This is a genomic window from Maritimimonas sp. 2304DJ26-3 (assembly GCF_056591635.1).
Map to the genome: position 1 here is coordinate 103,599 of NZ_JBWQOK010000002.1, position 17,232 is coordinate 120,830.

The following is a 17,232-nucleotide window of genomic DNA, read 5'->3' on the forward strand; positions in this document are numbered from 1 at the left end:
TAATTTAGTTTGCTTTTGCCTGAATTTCTTTTGCGACTTGTTGAGCTTGGTCTAAGACTCGTAATAGATTACCGCTCCAGAGTTTAGCAATTTCTTCTTCGGTATAACCACGCTTTACAAGTTCTAAGGTTATATTAAATGTTTCTGAGGCATCACCCCATCCTTCGATACCACCACCACCATCAAAATCTGAGCTTATACCTACATGATCAATTCCGATTAGATTAACCATATAATCTATGTGATCTACAAAATCAGATACATTAACCGCCGGTGGTAAATCTGTCATAGATTTTGTTTTTTCTTTAACAATACCATTCATCTTTATATAAGTTGTGATGTAAGCATTCCGCTCATCACTTGTTAATGCCATAATTTCATTTCTAGGTAACCATTTGCTACCTAAAGAATCCATTACTACTTTCTCAATTCTCTGAAGTTCTTTACTTCTAGTTTCATTCTTTTCACCATTTACATAAGCATCTAAAGCAACAGTCTGTACAACGCCGCCATTCTTTTTAACAGCAAGTAACTGTTCATCGTCTAAATTTCTACTATGATCTGATACCGCTCTAGCAGAAGAGTGAGATGCAATAACAGGCGCTTTAGATAATTTTATCATCTCTAGATTAGCTTTCTTTGATGGATGTGAAATATCAATAAGCATACCATATTTATTCATTTCCTTTATAACTTCACGGCCTAAATCACTTAATCCGTTATACAACCAGACACCATCACTTTCGCCAGTATTAGAATCACTTAATTGACTATGCCCATTATGCGCTAGTGACATATAACGCCCTCCTAAATCATAAAATTTCTTAATATTGCTAATATCTTCTCCTACAGGATACCCATTTTCTATACCAATCATTGCAACTTTTTTACCACTTTTATGAATTCGCCTTACATCATCTGAAGTTAACGCCAATTCTATCTTATCTGGGGCATATTCATTTACTAATCTATGGATAGCATCAAATTTAGAAATAGCATTTTCATATGCTTTTTTATACCCATTTTCATTTAATGAATCTTGGCCAGTATATACAATAAACCAAGGCACATCTAATCCACCTTCATCCATTTTAGGTAAGTTCACTTGATTATCTAATCTATGTGTATAATTTATTGAATCGGTAAAATTCTTTAGATCAATATCACAATGTGTATCTAAGGTGATAATATTTTCATGGATTTTTTTCGCTGTAGCAATTAATTCATTATCATTTACCCTCTTAGGTTTATTACAAGCAAAAATGATGAAGAAAAGGATAAATAAGTCGATAAGTTTTTTCATAGCAAAAATAATTTCGATAAAGTTAGCGATTCAATTTTAAATTGATGTTAAAATTAAATTTACCTTAAAAAAAGCCCTCGTTTTGAGAGCTTTTTAAAATTAGTTAGAGTAGGCTTTTATAATGGTCTTTATATGCATAGAGCATTACAATATTCAATACTAGTAGTGCTAATGCCATTACAATAGAACTAGGATCGAGAGTGGCATGATATAAAACAGCGTTTACAGAGACACTCATTAAAATAACCATCATTAAAGCGGCATATTTATTCAATAACAGCGCTAATCCAGCTGCTATTTCTACAATGGCTACCAACGCCATGGTTTTAGAAATAGTTAGGGCTTGCCAATACCCCATTGCTTCCTCTGGTGGTGGTGGTGGATCGAAAAAATGAAGAAGTTTATTTGCACCGAAGAATAATAAAAATAGTGCAAAAACAATTCTAATGACTAATAGGACTTTAGAGTTCATAAATTTAAAATATTAAGTTAGTAATTGAGTAACAAGGTAATAAATAAAACTAAAATCAATAATTACAATGCTTGTAGTCAATTGAATATCATATTATATTTTAATAAAGTAAGGGTAAGTTATTAGATTTTATAAACTATTTTTTAGTGATAATCCATTAGTTTTTAGATTTACGTTTTAAATCTAAAAACATGGGTAATAAATCTAATATACTTGTTATTTTAATTTTCGTTTTGTTGTACAATTCTTGTATAGAACGCGGAAAACCAGAAAAAAAAGAAAACGTACAGCAAACTGAAAAAAGCAATAAAAAAAAGCTAGTACACTATACCTGCCCTAATGGTCACGCTGGTTCTGATAAGCAAGGTGTATGTCCAGAATGTAATACGGCATACCAACACAATCAAGCATTTCATGGTCTAAATATTCCTCAGAATTCAATAAAAGACCCGTTTAATTCTAGTTCTGGAACCCAAACGAATACCTCACCCGCTCAAAATTCTTTTGGTGATTATCATTATATATGTCCAAATGGGCACGCTGGTGGCTCAGGATCTGCTGATAATTGCTCAACATGTAGCGCTAAATTAACACATAATCAGTTGTATCATAAATAGCTGTTAACAACTAGCAAATAACTTTTGATTTTGGATTTGGTTCAATTTTTAAAAGATGTATTTTTGCGGATAAATAATTTTTTTTTCGATGTCAACAACACAACAATTAGAAGATTTTACAACTCAAGTAAGACGCGATATTTTGCGTATGGTACATGCCGTTAATTCGGGACACCCTGGGGGATCATTAGGATGTACAGAATTCTTTACAGTATTGTATCAAGAGTTAATGAATTATAGTACTGATTTTGATATGGATGGAGTAGGAGAAGACCTGTTTTTTCTTTCTAACGGGCACATATCACCGGTATATTATAGTGTGTTGGCGAGAAGTGGATTTTTCCCCGTTAAGGAATTAGCCACTTTTAGAAAATTAGACTCGAGATTACAAGGGCACCCTACTACACATGAACATTTACCAGGCGTTAGAGTAGCTTCAGGATCATTAGGTCAAGGTATGTCAGTGGCTATTGGTGCTGCTCAGGCTAAAAAATTGAATCACGATGATTCTATAGTCTATAGCTTGCATGGTGATGGTGAGCTACAAGAAGGGCAAGCTTGGGAAGCAATTATGTATGCAGCTGGTAAAAAAGTTGATAACCTAATTTCTACGGTTGATTATAATGGACAACAAATCGATGGATCAACAGACGATGTGATGCCATTAGGAAACCTCAAAGAAAAATTCGAAGCTTTTGGTTGGGATGTGTTAGAAATTAAAGAAGGCAATAATATTGAGGCTGTATTAGAAGGTATGAGAGCTGCTAAATCTAAAACTGGTAATGGCAAACCAGTATGTGTTTTATTACATACAGTTATGGGTAACGGTGTAGATTTTATGATGCATACTCATGCTTGGCATGGCAAAGCTCCTAATGATGAGCAATTAGCCGTTGGTTTAGCACAAAATACCGAGACTCTAGGTGATTATTAATGCTTAGCATAAAATGTAGGCAAAGATAATTTATATTTAACAGCTACTAATCTTACAATAATTACAATCAATACTGTGGTTATATAATTAAAGTTTGTTGGTATGTTTAGCTTATAAAGTAACAAAAAAATAACAGCTCCAATAATACATGCACTCGCATATACTTCTTTTCTAAAGATTACTGGTATTTCATTACAAAGTATATCACGAATAACGCCTCCAAATGTAGCTGTCATTGTGCCAAGAGCAACAGAAATTACTGGGTGTAGTTCATATTGAATACCTATTTCGGTTCCTACTATTGTAAATATACCTAGACCTATGGTATCGAATAAAAATAATGATTTACTTAAATATCCTATCTTTTTTCTAATTATGATTGCAAAAGCTGTTGCACTAATAATAATATAAACATAATTTAAGTCTTGCATCCATCCTACAGGGTTTCTACCGATCAATATATCACGTAAAGTTCCACCACCAACAGCGGTTACAAATGCAATAATAAATACACCAAATGGGTCTAATCGTTTATTGATAGCAATCAATGTGCCTGAAATTGCAAAAGCTGCAGTACCCAATAGATCTAAAGTGTAAAAAATACTCATTAAAGTTATTTATAATAATAGTTATCAAAAACAAGAACCAAATTTAATTCTTTCATTGAAAATTTGGAGCAAAAAAAAGCCAGACTTATGAGCCTGGCCGTTTTTAAAAACTTATTAGTATTATTCATTTACTGCCGATACTTGTTGCTCGCTATTCATTAAAGCAAGGAACTTATCAATGTTCGGTAAAATAACGATACGTGTTCTTCTATTTCTAGCTCTATCTTCTTTAGTTTTATTACTTACTAAAGGTTGGAAAGAACTTCTACCAGAAGCGATTAGTTTTTCTGGAGCTATATCAAACTTATTTTCTAATCTTCTTACTACAGAAGTTGCTCTTAAAACACTTAAGTCCCAATTATCAGCCACTTTCGCATTGCTAATCGTTCTAGAATCTGTATGACCTTCTACCATTAAATCTAAGCTTTCTTCAGAATTAACTAAATCAGCAATCTTTTTTAAGATGTGATCTGCTTTATTACTAATTCTATAGCTAGCAGTGTTAAATAATAATTTATCAGAAATTGAGATCATTACAACGGTACCATCAATATTAACAGCGATATCATCATCTTCATTCAAATCACTTGCAGCCATTGTTTTCTTTAAGTTATAAGAAACGGCTAAGTTCATTGAATCTTTTAACGATTTTGCTCCTTTTACTGCTTCAGTATCCATTTTAGCTATGGTAGCTCTCATCTGATTTTTAGCTTCATTAGAAATAACAGTACCTTCAGATACAGTTAGTTTAGAGTCACTTTCTTTTTTTAACGCACTAGTTTCGTCTTTTAAAGCGCTAATTTTAGCATTATAAGCTTCTACTCTTGCCTCAATTGCAGCAAATTTTTGTTCTAATTCTTCTTTTGCGATAGATGTTTTATGAAGTTCACCTTTAAGATTATCTCTATCTTGTTCAAGAGTTAGATACTTCTTTTTAGACACACATGATGTTGTTAATAATACAACGATCATTAAAACTGATAATTTTTTCATAGAGTTAAATATTTATTTTAATGTTTTTAACTCCGCAAATAAAAAGCAAGAATCTAAAGAGTTTCTAAAGTTTTATAAAATTTGAAGTATTATTATTCAATAAAAATTGTGAACCGCATTCTGGATTACATATTTACAAATTCATAACCTGCAAGATCATCACCTCTAAGATCAATTTCGGTTTCATTTAAAAGGATTCCATGTTCGAGATAAGCTTTAAGATTGGCCAACCAGAAAGTCCAACCATTACTACAGCCATAGAAAATTTCAAGTTTACTCTTTTCATCGAGTGGGATATTAGATTGGGTAAGTGTCAATAAAACTGCTGTATCTTTTTGCTCAAAAGATATCAATAGATCATTTTCTCCAGCAAACGTAAACTTTACATATTCATTTTCTTTTACGTCTTGTACTTTACCTTCTTCTTTGCCATCCCAATTATGCCAGCGCCAAGTATAAGAATCAGCAGCTTTTATAATTTCATTCGAATCTATTTTATTACCATTTCTTAAATACTCAGCATTGCTTAAAAACCAAGAGGTAATTCCGTCTTCTGTTGTCCAAAGCTTAAAAAGTTTGTTTATTTCGGTTTTGATATGGATCTTTTTGGTAAAAGAATCCCAGGTTAGTTCTTTCATCGCCAGTTATTTTAGCTTACTTTTTGCATGTTCAATACCTAATTCGATCCAGTACGGCAAATTACGTTCATTTTCTAATTCAACATAAATAAATTCTTTCATTGGTCTCTTGGTAAAATCCATTGGGCGTACATTATGCTTTTCAAGTTCTTGTTCCATTTTAGAATCAATAACTCTTACTGTTAAATCATTATTTACAACACCTACAGACATTTTTCCTTTATATAGAAAACAAATACCACCAAACATTTTCTTTTCAGTGACATCATCTCCATAACTTGAAATGTGCTCTCTTATCTTATTTGCTAACTCTCCGTCAAATGCCATAATCAACCAATTTCTGAAATATCTTCATTCCAAAGCTCAGGTTTTTCTTTAATAAACCTTGACATTAAATCTATTGTCTCTCTGTCATTTAATAGTTCAACTATTACGCCTTGTTCTATTAAAAAATCTATGTTTCCATCAAAATTATTATTCTCGCCAATCACAACCTTTTTAATCTTAAATTGAAGGATAGTCCCTGTACACATCATACAAGGGCTCAATGTAGTGTACAACGTCATATTAGTGTAATCTGCTTGTCTACCAGCATTTTGTAGACAATCCATTTCACCATGTAGTATTGGGTTTAATCGTTGCACGCGTTGGTTATGGCCTTTACCAATTATTTGATCATTTGATACTAAAACAGCACCAATGGGTATTCCACCTTCAGCGTAACTTTTTTTAGCTTGATCTAATGCTTTTTGGTAAAACTTAGTTGATGACATAAAAAAAAATCTATATCAAATATAATTTAAAGTTTTGTAAATGTTTTTTTACCTAAAATAAAATATTTATAAAGGATACTTTTAGAATGAAAGTAATTCTCTTTTTTACTTAACTGATTTTTTCTTTTAGCCAAAAACGTATTCAAATTACTATAAAAGCTAAAATGTGCTTTTATAATAGCCAATGTATGATTAGGTTTAAATTCTAAAAGAAATTTAATACCAGCAACTCCATCTAAAATTAAACGCATAAAAATAGTGCTGAATAATTTACCCTTAGGAAGATTCTTTACCAATGTAAAAAGACTATTTCTAAAGTTTAAATATGTTTTTTTAGGGTTGATATTACTCAATGTTGCGCCACCAACATGATATACTTTAGAGTCAGCTACATACTGAATAGCATACCCTGCATTATGAATACGCCAGCAGAGGTCTATCTCTTCTTGATGTGCAAAGTAATCTTCATCAAAACCATTTAGACTGTTGAACACATGTGAACGCACAAAAAAACAAGCGCCAGAAGCCCAGAAAATATCTCGATTATTATTGTATTGACCTTTGTCTTCTTCTAAGGTATTAAAGATTCTACCACGACAGTAAGGATAACCTAGCGAATCAATATAACCTCCAGCGGCTCCGGCATATTCAAATTTCGATTTGTTTTTATAGTCTAAAATTTTAGGCTGAATAGCAGCAACTTTTGGGTTGTCTTTAAACTCTTTTATAATTGGTTCTAACCATCCTTTAGTAACTTCTATATCAGAATTTACCAAGCAATAAATATCAGCATCAATATGTTGCAAAGCATCATTATATCCTTTAGCATAACCACCATTTATTGTATTCTTAACTATTTTTACATTAGGAAAGTTTTCCTTAACAAAGGCTACAGAATCATCGTCAGAGTTATTATCGGCAACATATACTTCAGCCTCAGTGCTAAATTTGACAACAGAGGGCAAGAACTGTTCTAATAGTTCTTTTCCATCCCAGTTTAATATAACAATGGCAACTTTCAATGATTAGGTAATTCTTTTAAGAAGTTATACTGCTTATTTTTATGATCAAGATTACAAAAATAATGATCTAATCCGTTTGTTACCATTACATAATTAGCATTTAATTCTAAATTATAACGAGCAATCTGATCAAAAGTTTCTTGCGAGATTCTTATTTTGGGTGATTTACATTCAATAATTATCTCTGGCAATCCTCTTTTATTGAAGATCAACACATCGAATCTTTTTCTCAATCCGTTGACTAACAATTGCTTTTCAACTGCAATAATAGACTTCGGATAATTCTTTTCTTCGATTAGATAATGAAGCACATGTTGTCGCACCCATTCTTCGGGGGTTAAAATCACATATTTTTTTCTGATAACATCAAAAATATGCTGCTTATTTTCGCTATTTTTGAGCTTGAACTTATATGCAGGAAAATTAAGTGCTTGCATAGTACAAAAATGGACTTTTTTTCTTAGTTGTGGAGCAAATCAATCAAATAGTTTCTAGTATACAGCAAGGCAACATTGCACCTATTTATTTTTTAATGGGAGATGAACCTTACTATATTGATAAGATATCTGAATATATTGAAAAGAATGTATTGAGTGAAGAAGAAAAGGGGTTTAACCAAATGGTTTTATACGGACGCGATGTAACGATAGAAGATATTGTTTCTAATGCAAAGCGTTTCCCAATGATGGCCGAGCGACAAGTGGTAATTGTAAAAGAAGCACAAGATATGTCTCGTACTATCGAGAATTTAGTCGCATACGCGGAAAATCCACAACCCTCAACAGTATTAGTGGTCTGTTATAAATACAAAACACTCGATAAACGTAAGAAGCTTGCAAAAATAGCTGCCAAAAATGGTGTTTTATTTGAAAGCAAGAAGTTGTATGAAAATCAAGTGGGTGATTGGATTAGACGTGTTCTCTCTGGTAAGCAATATCAAATAGAACCAAAGGCAACTTTAATGCTAGTTGAATTTTTAGGTACAGATCTAGCCAAAATTAATAATGAGCTAGAAAAACTGATACTTATTTTAGATGAGGAAAAACTAATTACGGCTAAGCATATTGAAGATAATATTGGTATAAGTAAAGACTTTAATAATTTTGAATTACGTAAAGCGGTAGGAGAGAAGCAAGTGGTAAAAGCCAATCAGATTATTGCTTATTTTGCACAGAATCCCAAAAGCAACCCGCTAGTGATGACAATTTCGTTATTGAATAGTTTTTTTACACAACTTTTGGTATACCATGGTTTACGTGATAAGTCTAAAGGTAGTGTTGCCAAAGCTTTACGTGTAAACCCATATTTTGTTAACGATTATCAAAAAGCAGCTAGTAACTACCCAATGCGTAAAGTATCTCAAGTAATTTCTTTATTACGTGATGCTGATTTAAAAAGTAAAGGTGTCGGTGCTAGCAATTTACCACAAGGTGATATTTTAAAGGAATTACTATTTAAGGTGATGCACTAATTATTTTATTCTTGTAAATCTTTATAACCTTTATAAGCAATACCAGCACTAGCTATTGAACCAAAGGTTCCAATTAGTTTATTTTCGCTAAATAGAAGTAGTACTACACCAGCAAGAAACCCTAAGATTCCTAAAGTTAAACTCATTTTTGCCGAGTTTTTTTGTTTTTTTCTTCCATTTAATCAATTTTTATACACGTTGTTGGTATTAGTTTTTGATTACTTTTTGAAGGAATCAGTTTTCTATTCCCTTAATTGAAAAAGAATATTCATGATTTCAATATTTGGAGCTTCACTAATTTCGTATGCTTCAGGAATACTTTTTGCCAAATCAGTATCTCGAAAAGATTGTAGTGATTCTGGGGAATCCCAAACATAAATTCCTCCATACTCGCCTAATTGGCTAGTTTTTACATAGTATTTTTGAATAAGTCCGGGGATAGCTTTAAATTGAGGTTCTCTTTCCTTAGCCTTTTTTAATAATTCTTCTTCGGGGAGATTAGATTTCAATTTTATAACTTGTAAAATCATACGAATTGTCTTTAATGGTTTGTATATGGTCTCGTTGTAGAACGATCCACAGGGCTACTTTGCGATAACCAAGCAATGATTTAAAGATAAGAATTTCCTGAACGGAAATTCTTATCTTTAAATTATAGCCTTTGTTAACTACAGTTTCTTTATTTTTTCAATTCCATTTTTAAAATTTCCGCCGCTTTCTCCAGATAATTTTGTTCAATTTCTTGTTTTTCTTTCAAGACGTAATGTATCATTTTGCTCTTTCTACTTAATTTGTCTGTCAATTTTATTTCAAATCCGTAATCTACCGGGTGATAAGCGTTTAGAATGACAATACTACTATTGATTCCATCATATTGAAATTCATCTCTGGTTATAGTTCCGTTCTTCTGTTGATGAAATTTATGAACAGGACCTTCAAAATCTAATTCGGTAACAAGAAAGTTAAAATACTCTTGTGTCTTCTTAATGAAGTTACTTCGTTTTATATCATAAATTTCCTTAGAGGTCATTTGTAAATTATAGGTAAAGTGTTTGTATATGATTTCGTTGCGTGTTTCAGTAACTAATTTAGTAAAAGGAAACCAAACGTCAGGGAAATCCGAAGGACTTCCCGAGCAACACAAACCCAAGCAATTAATTATACACGTTGTTGGCAGGCGTTATTTTACGTGTTTGTAGATTTTTCCATCTTTCATAACGAAATGAATATTTTCTAATACTTGTATGTCTTTCAGCGGATTTCCTTTAACAGCAATCAAGTCAGCAAGTTTTCCAACATCAATCGAACCTAATTCATCTTCTTTTCCTAAAAGTTCTGAAGCGATGCTAGTCGCCGACCTAATAGCATCGATCTCGGTCATACCAGCGTCAATCATTAGTTTGAATTGCTCAGCATTTCTACCATGTGGATATACACCTGCATCTGTTCCAAAAACCATTTTTACACCGTTAGAATATGCTCGCTGAAACCGATTTTCATAATCTTTGTACATCTCTTGGTTTGTCTGTTTCAAGTTTTTATCCGAATAATCGTTAACCTGCTCAATCAGAGAGAAATGAGCCGCTAATAAGTCCATAGATAGGTAGGCTTTTTTTTCTTTAAGTAGTGATATGCATTCTTCGTCTAGAAAAGCTGCATGTTCTATTGAATGCACACCAGCTTTTAATGCTCTCTTTATTCCATCTGCACCATGGGCGTGTGCGGCAACTTTTATTCCAAGATTATCTGCTTCTTTAACCGCAGCTTTCATTTCCTCAATAGTATAAGAAGAAGCTCCGGGAACCGTGACAGAAGAACTGAAGCCTCCAGTTGCGAAAATTTTTATCCAATCTACCTTGGACTTAATTAGTTCTCGGGTTTTCTTAGTTACTTCGGTAGGTCCGTCAGCTACACTGCTTTGAACTTCAAATTTGAATTGTGGGCTTAACCAATTCCCCCATGCGCCATGACCTCCTGTGATAGACAGTCCTGCACCACTTGCAAAAATTCTCGGTCCCTTGATCCATTGCGAATTAATAGCATTCCTTAAAGCGATGTCTGAATAGAAGTAGGCATGTAAATCCCGAACTGAAGTGAATCCAGCTTCTAGTGTCCTTTTTGCATGAATAGTCCCTAGAATTGAGAAACTACCGACATGAAGTGTGTAAGGGTCAAATTCCTTTTTGCTCCAATCTCCTGTTAAATGCGTATGACAGTCAATTAGGCCTGGCATGACCGTAAATTCGGAAAGATCAATATAATGATCTAAAGTTGAAGTACCTGAATTGGGAGTAAGTTCAATTATTTTATTGTCTTTAATAACAATTAAAACATTCTTTTCAATTCGTCCTTTTTCAACATCAAGCACTCCACCAGCAAGTATGTATTGAACAGAGCCTTGTGCCATCAAACAGCTAATAGCCGAAATCCAAATTACCATAATCAATAAGGATGCTCTTAGTTTTTTCATAATGTTCACTTTAATGACTGCCAACTTGTTATATACAAACAAATATACCTCATTATCGGCTAATTTTCCGGGATAACAGAACGTTTGAGTTTGGCTTATCGGTTTATAAAAGTATCTTTTTTACTCGCCCAACTATTCCATTTTCAAGTTTTACTTTAATACCGTGTGGATGGTTAGCAGAATTTGTTAAAATACGTTGCACAAAACCTTTGGTTAATTCACCAGAACGTTGATGATGCTTTTGTATTATAGCAACTTGTAAGCCTACTTTGATGTTTTTTCTCTTAGTACCATCCATTAATTATAGTTTCTAGCACCAAATATAGCACTTCCAACACGTACCATAGTACTACCGTTTTCAATAGCCAAAGAGTAATCACCACTCATACCTATAGAGAGAGTATTGAGATTTGAGTATTGAGATTTGAGTTGTCGGTAAAAAGAATTAAGGCTTGAGAACTCTTGTTGTATCTGTTCTTGGTTAGAAGTAAAACTAGCCATTGCCATCAGACCGGCTATATTTACATTCTCCAATTCTTTAAGCTCTTCTGAGCTTAAGATAGATTCTATTTCAGAAAATGGAAGCCCAAACTTTGTATCTTCTTGAGCAATTCTGGCTTGCAATAAACAGTTAATAGTACGATTATGTTTTAATGCTTGCTTGTTGATTTCTTTTAAGGTTTTAAAACTATCTACACCATGAATTAAACTCACAAAATGAGCCATATACTTTACCTTATTACGTTGCAAGTGGCCAATCATATGCCATTCAATATCTTTGGGTAATTGCTCATATTTATCTACCATTTCTTGAATTTTATTCTCACCAAATACTCGTTGGCCAGCATTATAAGCTTCGAGAATAGTTTCAATAGGTTTCGTTTTAGAAACTGCAACTAATGTTACATGCACTGGAAGTGTAGATTTTATATCGTCAAGGTTTTTTGCAATCATAAAAAATAATTGTCCGCACGGGCTTCCGTGCTAAAATTCATACATAGTTAAGCCACTACGCAATTTTGGTTCAATATACGTGCTTTTAGGTGGCATTTGCAAATCGGCATCTGCAATTGCTTTTAATTGTTCAACTGTAGCAGGTACCAAACCAAAAGCTACTTTGTAATCACCAGAATCTACTTTACTTTTTAGCTTAAAAGCATCGTTCTTGCCATGAGAATAATGTATACGTTTGCTCTTTCTTAAGTTTTTGATCCCTAAAATTGGTTTCAATACTGTTCTATATAATACCTCAGTATCCAATTCGCTTAAAGCATCTGTAAATTCATATATAGATTTTCTTAAATATAAAGAGTAATATTCACCATCTAAATACATACTAAAATGATGTGACTTACTTGGCTTATATAATTGTTGCCCTTTATTATCTATACGGAACCATTCATCTAATTTGATCAAAAATTCCTCTTTAGATAATCCGTTTAAATCTTTTACCAATCGATTAAATTCTGAAATTTTTAAATGAGATTCAGGGATCAAATAGCTCATAAAAAAATTATAAGGCTCGTCGCCTGTATGCTTTTTATTTTCCTTTTTTAACTGTTTAGCTAATAAACAAGAGGAAGAAGAACGATGATGACCATCTGCAATGTATAGAGAATTCATTTTAGCGAAAGCATTGCTAATATTATCAATATCAGATTGATCAGTCACTAACCATAAGCAATGTGTTCGCTTGTCTGTGGTTGTAAATTCATACTCGGTTCTAACACTTTCATACTTCTCAATAATATCTTGAATAGTATCATTATCAGGATAGGTGAGTAGTACCGGCTCAGCATTAAAGCCAACTTCTTTTAAATAATTTTGAAATAATTGCTCTCTACTTTTAATAGTGCCTTCATGTTTTTTAATGACATTATTATTGTAATCATCTACACTGGTAGCAGCAATAATTCCGCAAAAAGTATTTGGTCCATTTACCTTTTTATAAATGTAAAAAGCTGGAGTTTTATCTTTTGTGAAAATATTATTTTCCTTAAACTCTATAAAGCGATTGTGTACTAATTTAAAACGTTCTTTACCAGATACTTCCTGATGGTATTTATAGCCAGGGTTAATGATGTGCAAAAAAGTAAATGGATTAAAATCCAGTTTGGCACCTAGCTCAGCAGGAGTATAAGCCTCATAAGATTTTGAAGAAACTAAAGCTACTTTGTCTCTAGTAGCACGAACAGCTTTAAAAGGCTTTACTACAGCCATTTACTTTAATATCTCAATAATTTGATCTGCTAATTCTGAACCAATTCTATCTTGAGCTTCTCCAGTTGCAGCACCAATATGTGGTGTTAACGAAATATCAGGATTCATTAATAATTGAACTTCTGGTGTTGGTTCATTTTCAAAAACATCTAAAGCAGCTCGAGATATTTTTCCACTTTTTAGAGCTTCTACTAAAGCAACTTCATCAATAACTCCGCCACGGGCTGCGTTAACTATGCCTGCACCATCTTTCATTAATTCAAACTCGTCTGTAGAAATAACGTATTTATCTTGTGCCGGTACATGCAGCGTAAGAAAATCAGATTGTTGTAATACTTCTTCTTTGGTAATTGTATTAATTTCAAAACTCACCGTTTGACCATCAAAGAATTCTAACTCTAGATTAGCAGCGTCAATAAACGGATCAAAAGCTACTACTTTCATTCCCACGCCTAAGGCAACTTTAGCTGTAGCTTGACCGATACGGCCAAAACCAAATACACCAAGTGTTTTGCCCTTTAACTCTACACCTTTAGCATACGCTTTTTTAAGGTCTTTAAACTTAGAATCTCCTTCTAAAGGCATATTTCTGTTAGAATCGTGTAAAAAACGAACCATACCAAAAAGATGAGCAAAAACTAACTCAGCCACTGAGTGTGAAGAGGCAGCCGGTGTGTTAATTACATGTAATCCCTTTTCGCGAGCATAATCTACATCAATATTATCCATACCAACACCACCACGACCAATAATCTTTAATGATGGACAATTGTCGATAATATTTTTTCTAACTTTAGTAGCACTTCTCACAAGTAATGCAACAATTTCATTTTCATTAATATAATTTATCAACTGTTCTTGTGCTACAGTGGTTAAAATAACTTCAAAACCTGCATTTTCAAGAGCAGTTATTCCACTAGTTGCGATACCGTCGTTTGCTAATATTTTCATTTTGTTTACTTATTAAAATTTTGCATTACATCTACCAATACTTGAACACTCTCTAATGGTAATGCATTATAGATGCTTGCTCTATAACCACCAACTGAACGATGACCATTTAATCCATTAATACCAGCAGCTTGCCAAGCATTATTAAATTTATCTTTTAAGGATTCATCTGTTAGTGTAAATGTAACATTCATATGTGATCTATCTTCTTTAGCTGCTACTCCTTCAAATAAAGGATTATTATCTATTTCACCATATAACAATTCCGCCTTTGCATTGTTTATTTCCTCTATTTCTGATACTCCACCAAGGTCTTTTAACCATTGTAGCGTTAACATTGATACATATACCGCGAATACGGAAGGAGTATTAAACATACTGTCTTTTGAAAGATGTACTTGATAATCTAACATAGAAGGAATTGTTCTACCAGTTTTACCTAAAATATCGTCTTTAACAACAACTAAAGTTGTACCTGCTGGCCCCATATTCTTTTGAGCACCTGCATATATCAAATCAAATTTAGAAAAGTCTAATTTTCTTGAAAAAATATCAGAACTCATATCACAAACTAACAATCCATTTGGGTTCGGAAAAGATTTTATCTGTGTTCCAAAAATGGTATTGTTACTTGTACAATGAAAATAATCAGCATTTGCTGGTATAATATAATCTTTAGGAATATATGAATAGTTCTTATCTTTTGATGAAGCAACTACTTCTATATTACCAAATAACTTTGCCTCTTTAATAGATTTTGAGCTCCAAGTACCTGTATCTAAATAAGCTGCCTTACCGTCTTCTTTAAGTAAATTATAAGGAGTCATTAAAAATTCGAGACTAGCTCCTCCTTGTAAAAATAATACCGAATATCCTTTATTTTCAAGATCAAGCAATTCTAACACCAAGCTACGAGCGTTTTCCATTACTTCTACAAAGCCTTTACTTCTGTGCGAAATCTCAATTAATGATAAATTGTCATTATTAAAATTTAAGACAGCTTCTGAAGCTTGTTTTAATACCTCTTGTGGCAAAATACAAGGTCCTGCGCTAAAATTATGCTTCTTCATTTATTTCAAATTTTTGAAAGCACAAAGTTGAAGAATTTATTATAAATAATACATATACATATCTAAAAAATACCTAACAATTTTTAGCTATTTGTTAAAAATATTGATTTAAAAAAATAAAATGAAACTAACTACCTTATTTGGGCTCCATAACAACACATGGTATTATCATTTCTTCTAATGAAATTCCACCATGTTGATAGGTGTTTTTATAATATTTCACGAAATGATTATAGTTATTTGGATAAGCAAAGAAATAGTCTTCTTTAGCAAACACAAATGAACTACTCATATTTATGGTTGGAAGAAAAATATCTTTTGGATTTTTAACTGCATAAACCTCTTTATCTGAGTAACTTAAACTTCTACCTGTTTTATAGCGAAGGTTTGAACTAATGTTTTTATCGCCGACAACTTTAGAAGGTCTTTTAGTATTAATAGTACCATGATCAGTGGTAATGATCAATTTAAGATTCATACGCTGCGCCTTCTGAATAATTTCTAACAATGGTGAATTCTTAAACCAACTCAATGTTAATGATCTATAGGCTTTGTCATCACCTGCTAACTCTTTGATCATTTCCATTTCTGTTCTAGAGTGAGATAGCATATCCACAAAATTGTACACAACTACAGTCAAGTCATTGTCTTTTACACCTGCGAAATTTTGAGCTAAATCTCTACCATTTGGCATATTCGTAATCTTATAGAACTCGTGCTTAATATCTAAACCAAGTCTTTTAATTTGAGCAGTCAAAAATTCATTCTCATATAAGTTTTTACCTCCCTCGTCAGTATCATTTTTCCAATATTCTGAATGACGTTTCTCCATTTCTGAAGGCATTAAACCGGAAAATATTGCATTACGAGCATATTGAGTTGCCGTTGGTAAAATGCTATAAAATGTAACTTCTTCTTCTTTTTTATAATAATTATTAATTACTGGTTCTAAGACTCTTAACTGATCGTATCTTAAGTTATCAATCACCACGAGTAGAGTGCCCTGTTCTTTAGATAATTCTGGAGCAATTACATCTTTGAATAGCATATGAGATAAGACAGGTTTTTCTTTACCATGAAACCAACCCTCATAATTTTTCTCAATAAACTTAAAGAATTGAGAATTGGCTTCGTTCTTTTGACTTTCCAAAATTTCTATCATTCCAGGGTCATCAATTGATTCTAGTTCAATCTCCCAATGCACTAACTTTTTATAAAGATTAATCCATTCGTCAAATGTATTAACCATAGCTAAATCCATAGAAATTTTTCTGAATTCTTGCTGATAGCTAGAAGTTGTTTTTTCAGAAACAAGACGCGAATTATCTAATGTCTTCTTAAGCGTTAATAAAATTTGATTAGGATTTACAGGTTTAATCAGATAATCTGCAATTTTAGCACCTATTGCTTCTTCCATAATATACTCTTCTTCACTTTTCGTAATCATTACAACGGGTAAGTTAGGAAGCTTCGTTTTAATCTGTGCCAAAGTCTCAATACCAGATAAGCCAGGCATGTTTTCATCTAAAAAGACGATATCATAATTTTCTTCGTCGACGCTTTCAACCGCCTCAGCACCATTATTACAAGTAGAAACATTATAATCTTTCTTTTCTAGAAATAATAAATGTGGCTTCAATAATTCAATTTCATCATCAACCCAAAGTATTTTTGCTGTACTCATGTACTT

The 17,232-nt window shown here is 32.6% G+C and carries 22 protein-coding genes; 3 read left to right on the forward strand and 19 right to left on the reverse strand.

Features of this window, described 5'->3' with window-relative positions:
* Positions 1–4: 4 nt before the first annotated feature.
* Complete coding sequence (locus AC1EUV_RS05295) at positions 5–1,303, reverse strand: dipeptidase (RefSeq protein ID WP_480197643.1); 1,299 nt, start codon at positions 1,301–1,303, stop codon at positions 5–7.
* 103 nt (positions 1,304–1,406) lie between these two features.
* Positions 1,407–1,775: a DoxX family membrane protein gene (locus AC1EUV_RS05300; RefSeq protein ID WP_480197644.1), complete on the reverse strand. Its 369-nt coding sequence runs from the start codon at positions 1,773–1,775 to the stop codon at positions 1,407–1,409.
* Positions 1,776–1,966: 191 nt separating this feature from the next.
* Between AC1EUV_RS05300 and AC1EUV_RS05305 the strand changes: the two genes are divergently transcribed.
* Together AC1EUV_RS05305 and AC1EUV_RS05310 are read left to right on the forward strand one after the other, a co-directional pair.
* A complete protein-coding gene (locus tag AC1EUV_RS05305; RefSeq protein ID WP_480197645.1) occupies positions 1,967–2,392 on the forward strand; it encodes a hypothetical protein in 426 nt (141 codons plus the stop codon).
* An 88-nt stretch (positions 2,393–2,480) separates the two neighbouring features.
* Positions 2,481–3,326, forward strand: a complete 846-nt coding sequence (locus AC1EUV_RS05310; RefSeq protein ID WP_480197646.1) for a transketolase — start codon at positions 2,481–2,483, stop codon at positions 3,324–3,326.
* Here AC1EUV_RS05310 and AC1EUV_RS05315 read toward each other — a convergent pair.
* The 7 genes from AC1EUV_RS05315 to AC1EUV_RS05345 all read right to left on the reverse strand — a co-directional run bounded on the left by AC1EUV_RS05315 (position 3,323) and on the right by AC1EUV_RS05345 (position 7,797).
* On the reverse strand, positions 3,323–3,928 hold the full coding sequence (locus AC1EUV_RS05315) for a trimeric intracellular cation channel family protein (RefSeq protein ID WP_480198280.1): 606 nt from the start codon (positions 3,926–3,928) through the stop codon (positions 3,323–3,325). The genes AC1EUV_RS05310 and AC1EUV_RS05315 overlap by 4 nt on opposite strands.
* A 126-nt stretch (positions 3,929–4,054) precedes the next feature.
* Positions 4,055–4,927 carry an OmpA/MotB family protein gene (locus tag AC1EUV_RS05320; protein ID WP_480197647.1) on the reverse strand — a complete coding sequence of 291 codons (873 nt, stop codon included), beginning with the start codon at positions 4,925–4,927 and terminating at the stop codon, positions 4,055–4,057.
* A 125-nt stretch (positions 4,928–5,052) separates the two neighbouring features.
* Positions 5,053–5,565: an SRPBCC family protein gene (locus tag AC1EUV_RS05325; RefSeq protein WP_480197648.1), complete on the reverse strand. Its 513-nt coding sequence runs from the start codon at positions 5,563–5,565 to the stop codon at positions 5,053–5,055.
* A gap of 6 nt (positions 5,566–5,571) precedes the next feature.
* A complete protein-coding gene (locus AC1EUV_RS05330) occupies positions 5,572–5,892 on the reverse strand; it encodes a TfoX/Sxy family protein (RefSeq protein ID WP_480197649.1) in 321 nt (106 codons plus the stop codon).
* 2 nt (positions 5,893–5,894) lie between these two features.
* Complete coding sequence (locus tag AC1EUV_RS05335) at positions 5,895–6,338, reverse strand: nucleoside deaminase (RefSeq protein ID WP_480197650.1); 444 nt, start codon at positions 6,336–6,338, stop codon at positions 5,895–5,897.
* A gap of 26 nt (positions 6,339–6,364) precedes the next feature.
* Positions 6,365–7,360: a glycosyltransferase family 2 protein gene (locus AC1EUV_RS05340; RefSeq protein WP_480197651.1), complete on the reverse strand. Its 996-nt coding sequence runs from the start codon at positions 7,358–7,360 to the stop codon at positions 6,365–6,367.
* Positions 7,357–7,797 (reverse strand): type I restriction enzyme HsdR N-terminal domain-containing protein, encoded by a 441-nt coding sequence (locus AC1EUV_RS05345; RefSeq protein WP_480197652.1) that lies wholly within the window; start codon positions 7,795–7,797, stop codon positions 7,357–7,359. The genes AC1EUV_RS05340 and AC1EUV_RS05345 overlap by 4 nt, the downstream gene beginning before the upstream one ends.
* A 29-nt stretch (positions 7,798–7,826) precedes the next feature.
* Here AC1EUV_RS05345 and holA point away from each other — a divergent pair, with 29 nt between their 5' ends.
* Positions 7,827–8,831: a DNA polymerase III subunit delta gene (gene holA / locus AC1EUV_RS05350; RefSeq protein WP_480197653.1), complete on the forward strand. Its 1,005-nt coding sequence runs from the start codon at positions 7,827–7,829 to the stop codon at positions 8,829–8,831.
* Between the two features lie 5 nt (positions 8,832–8,836).
* Here the strand turns inward: holA and AC1EUV_RS05355 are convergent, their stop codons facing one another.
* From AC1EUV_RS05355 to porX, 10 genes are all read right to left on the reverse strand, one after another.
* Positions 8,837–8,977, reverse strand: a complete 141-nt coding sequence (locus AC1EUV_RS05355; RefSeq protein WP_480197654.1) for a hypothetical protein — start codon at positions 8,975–8,977, stop codon at positions 8,837–8,839.
* A gap of 96 nt (positions 8,978–9,073) precedes the next feature.
* Positions 9,074–9,361, reverse strand: coding sequence for a YdhR family protein (locus AC1EUV_RS05360; RefSeq protein ID WP_480197655.1), 288 nt, complete (start codon positions 9,359–9,361; stop codon positions 9,074–9,076).
* A gap of 149 nt (positions 9,362–9,510) precedes the next feature.
* Entirely contained in the window at positions 9,511–9,861 is a 351-nt protein-coding gene (locus AC1EUV_RS05365; RefSeq protein ID WP_480197656.1) for a hypothetical protein, read from the reverse strand.
* Between the two features lie 150 nt (positions 9,862–10,011).
* Positions 10,012–11,301, reverse strand: a complete 1,290-nt coding sequence (locus AC1EUV_RS05370; protein ID WP_480197657.1) for a metal-dependent hydrolase family protein — start codon at positions 11,299–11,301, stop codon at positions 10,012–10,014.
* A gap of 103 nt (positions 11,302–11,404) precedes the next feature.
* On the reverse strand, positions 11,405–11,599 hold the full coding sequence (locus AC1EUV_RS05375) for a YwbE family protein (RefSeq protein WP_480197658.1): 195 nt from the start codon (positions 11,597–11,599) through the stop codon (positions 11,405–11,407).
* Positions 11,599–12,255, reverse strand: a complete 657-nt coding sequence (locus AC1EUV_RS05380; RefSeq protein ID WP_480197659.1) for a YggS family pyridoxal phosphate-dependent enzyme — start codon at positions 12,253–12,255, stop codon at positions 11,599–11,601. Before AC1EUV_RS05380 ends, AC1EUV_RS05375 begins: the two co-directional genes overlap by 1 nt.
* 30 nt (positions 12,256–12,285) lie before the next feature.
* Positions 12,286–13,521 carry a DUF1015 domain-containing protein gene (locus tag AC1EUV_RS05385; protein WP_480197660.1) on the reverse strand — a complete coding sequence of 412 codons (1,236 nt, stop codon included), beginning with the start codon at positions 13,519–13,521 and terminating at the stop codon, positions 12,286–12,288.
* The gene (locus AC1EUV_RS05390; RefSeq protein ID WP_480197661.1) at positions 13,522–14,472 is read right to left on the reverse strand and encodes a D-2-hydroxyacid dehydrogenase; all 951 of its coding nucleotides are present in this window, start codon (positions 14,470–14,472) and stop codon (positions 13,522–13,524) included.
* A 5-nt stretch (positions 14,473–14,477) separates the two neighbouring features.
* Positions 14,478–15,542 carry a 3-phosphoserine/phosphohydroxythreonine transaminase gene (gene serC, locus AC1EUV_RS05395; protein WP_480197662.1) on the reverse strand — a complete coding sequence of 355 codons (1,065 nt, stop codon included), beginning with the start codon at positions 15,540–15,542 and terminating at the stop codon, positions 14,478–14,480.
* A 136-nt stretch (positions 15,543–15,678) separates the two neighbouring features.
* Positions 15,679–17,226 (reverse strand): T9SS response regulator signal transducer PorX, encoded by a 1,548-nt coding sequence (porX, locus tag AC1EUV_RS05400; RefSeq protein WP_480197663.1) that lies wholly within the window; start codon positions 17,224–17,226, stop codon positions 15,679–15,681.
* Positions 17,227–17,232: the final 6 nt, after the last annotated feature.

Coding starts and splice junctions, on each gene's coding strand:
- AC1EUV_RS05345 (WP_480197652.1), bottom strand. CDS start 7,797: ATGCAAGCACTTAATTTTCCTGCATATAAGTTCAAGCTCAAAAATAGC.
- porX (WP_480197663.1), bottom strand. CDS start 17,226: ATGAGTACAGCAAAAATACTTTGGGTTGATGATGAAATTGAATTATTG.
- AC1EUV_RS05385 (WP_480197660.1), bottom strand. CDS start 13,521: ATGGCTGTAGTAAAGCCTTTTAAAGCTGTTCGTGCTACTAGAGACAAA.
- AC1EUV_RS05355 (WP_480197654.1), bottom strand. CDS start 8,977: ATGAGTTTAACTTTAGGAATCTTAGGGTTTCTTGCTGGTGTAGTACTA.
- AC1EUV_RS05335 (WP_480197650.1), bottom strand. CDS start 6,338: ATGTCATCAACTAAGTTTTACCAAAAAGCATTAGATCAAGCTAAAAAA.
- AC1EUV_RS05330 (WP_480197649.1), bottom strand. CDS start 5,892: ATGGCATTTGACGGAGAGTTAGCAAATAAGATAAGAGAGCACATTTCA.
- AC1EUV_RS05300 (WP_480197644.1), bottom strand. CDS start 1,775: ATGAACTCTAAAGTCCTATTAGTCATTAGAATTGTTTTTGCACTATTT.
- AC1EUV_RS05390 (WP_480197661.1), bottom strand. CDS start 14,472: ATGAAAATATTAGCAAACGACGGTATCGCAACTAGTGGAATAACTGCT.
- AC1EUV_RS05360 (WP_480197655.1), bottom strand. CDS start 9,361: ATGATTTTACAAGTTATAAAATTGAAATCTAATCTCCCCGAAGAAGAA.
- AC1EUV_RS05370 (WP_480197657.1), bottom strand. CDS start 11,301: ATGAAAAAACTAAGAGCATCCTTATTGATTATGGTAATTTGGATTTCG.
- AC1EUV_RS05295 (WP_480197643.1), bottom strand. CDS start 1,303: ATGAAAAAACTTATCGACTTATTTATCCTTTTCTTCATCATTTTTGCT.
- AC1EUV_RS05375 (WP_480197658.1), bottom strand. CDS start 11,599: ATGGATGGTACTAAGAGAAAAAACATCAAAGTAGGCTTACAAGTTGCT.
- AC1EUV_RS05320 (WP_480197647.1), bottom strand. CDS start 4,927: ATGAAAAAATTATCAGTTTTAATGATCGTTGTATTATTAACAACATCA.
- AC1EUV_RS05305 (WP_480197645.1), top strand. CDS start 1,967: ATGGGTAATAAATCTAATATACTTGTTATTTTAATTTTCGTTTTGTTG.
- AC1EUV_RS05325 (WP_480197648.1), bottom strand. CDS start 5,565: ATGAAAGAACTAACCTGGGATTCTTTTACCAAAAAGATCCATATCAAA.
- AC1EUV_RS05380 (WP_480197659.1), bottom strand. CDS start 12,255: ATGATTGCAAAAAACCTTGACGATATAAAATCTACACTTCCAGTGCAT.
- AC1EUV_RS05310 (WP_480197646.1), top strand. CDS start 2,481: ATGTCAACAACACAACAATTAGAAGATTTTACAACTCAAGTAAGACGC.
- AC1EUV_RS05365 (WP_480197656.1), bottom strand. CDS start 9,861: ATGACCTCTAAGGAAATTTATGATATAAAACGAAGTAACTTCATTAAG.
- serC (WP_480197662.1), bottom strand. CDS start 15,542: ATGAAGAAGCATAATTTTAGCGCAGGACCTTGTATTTTGCCACAAGAG.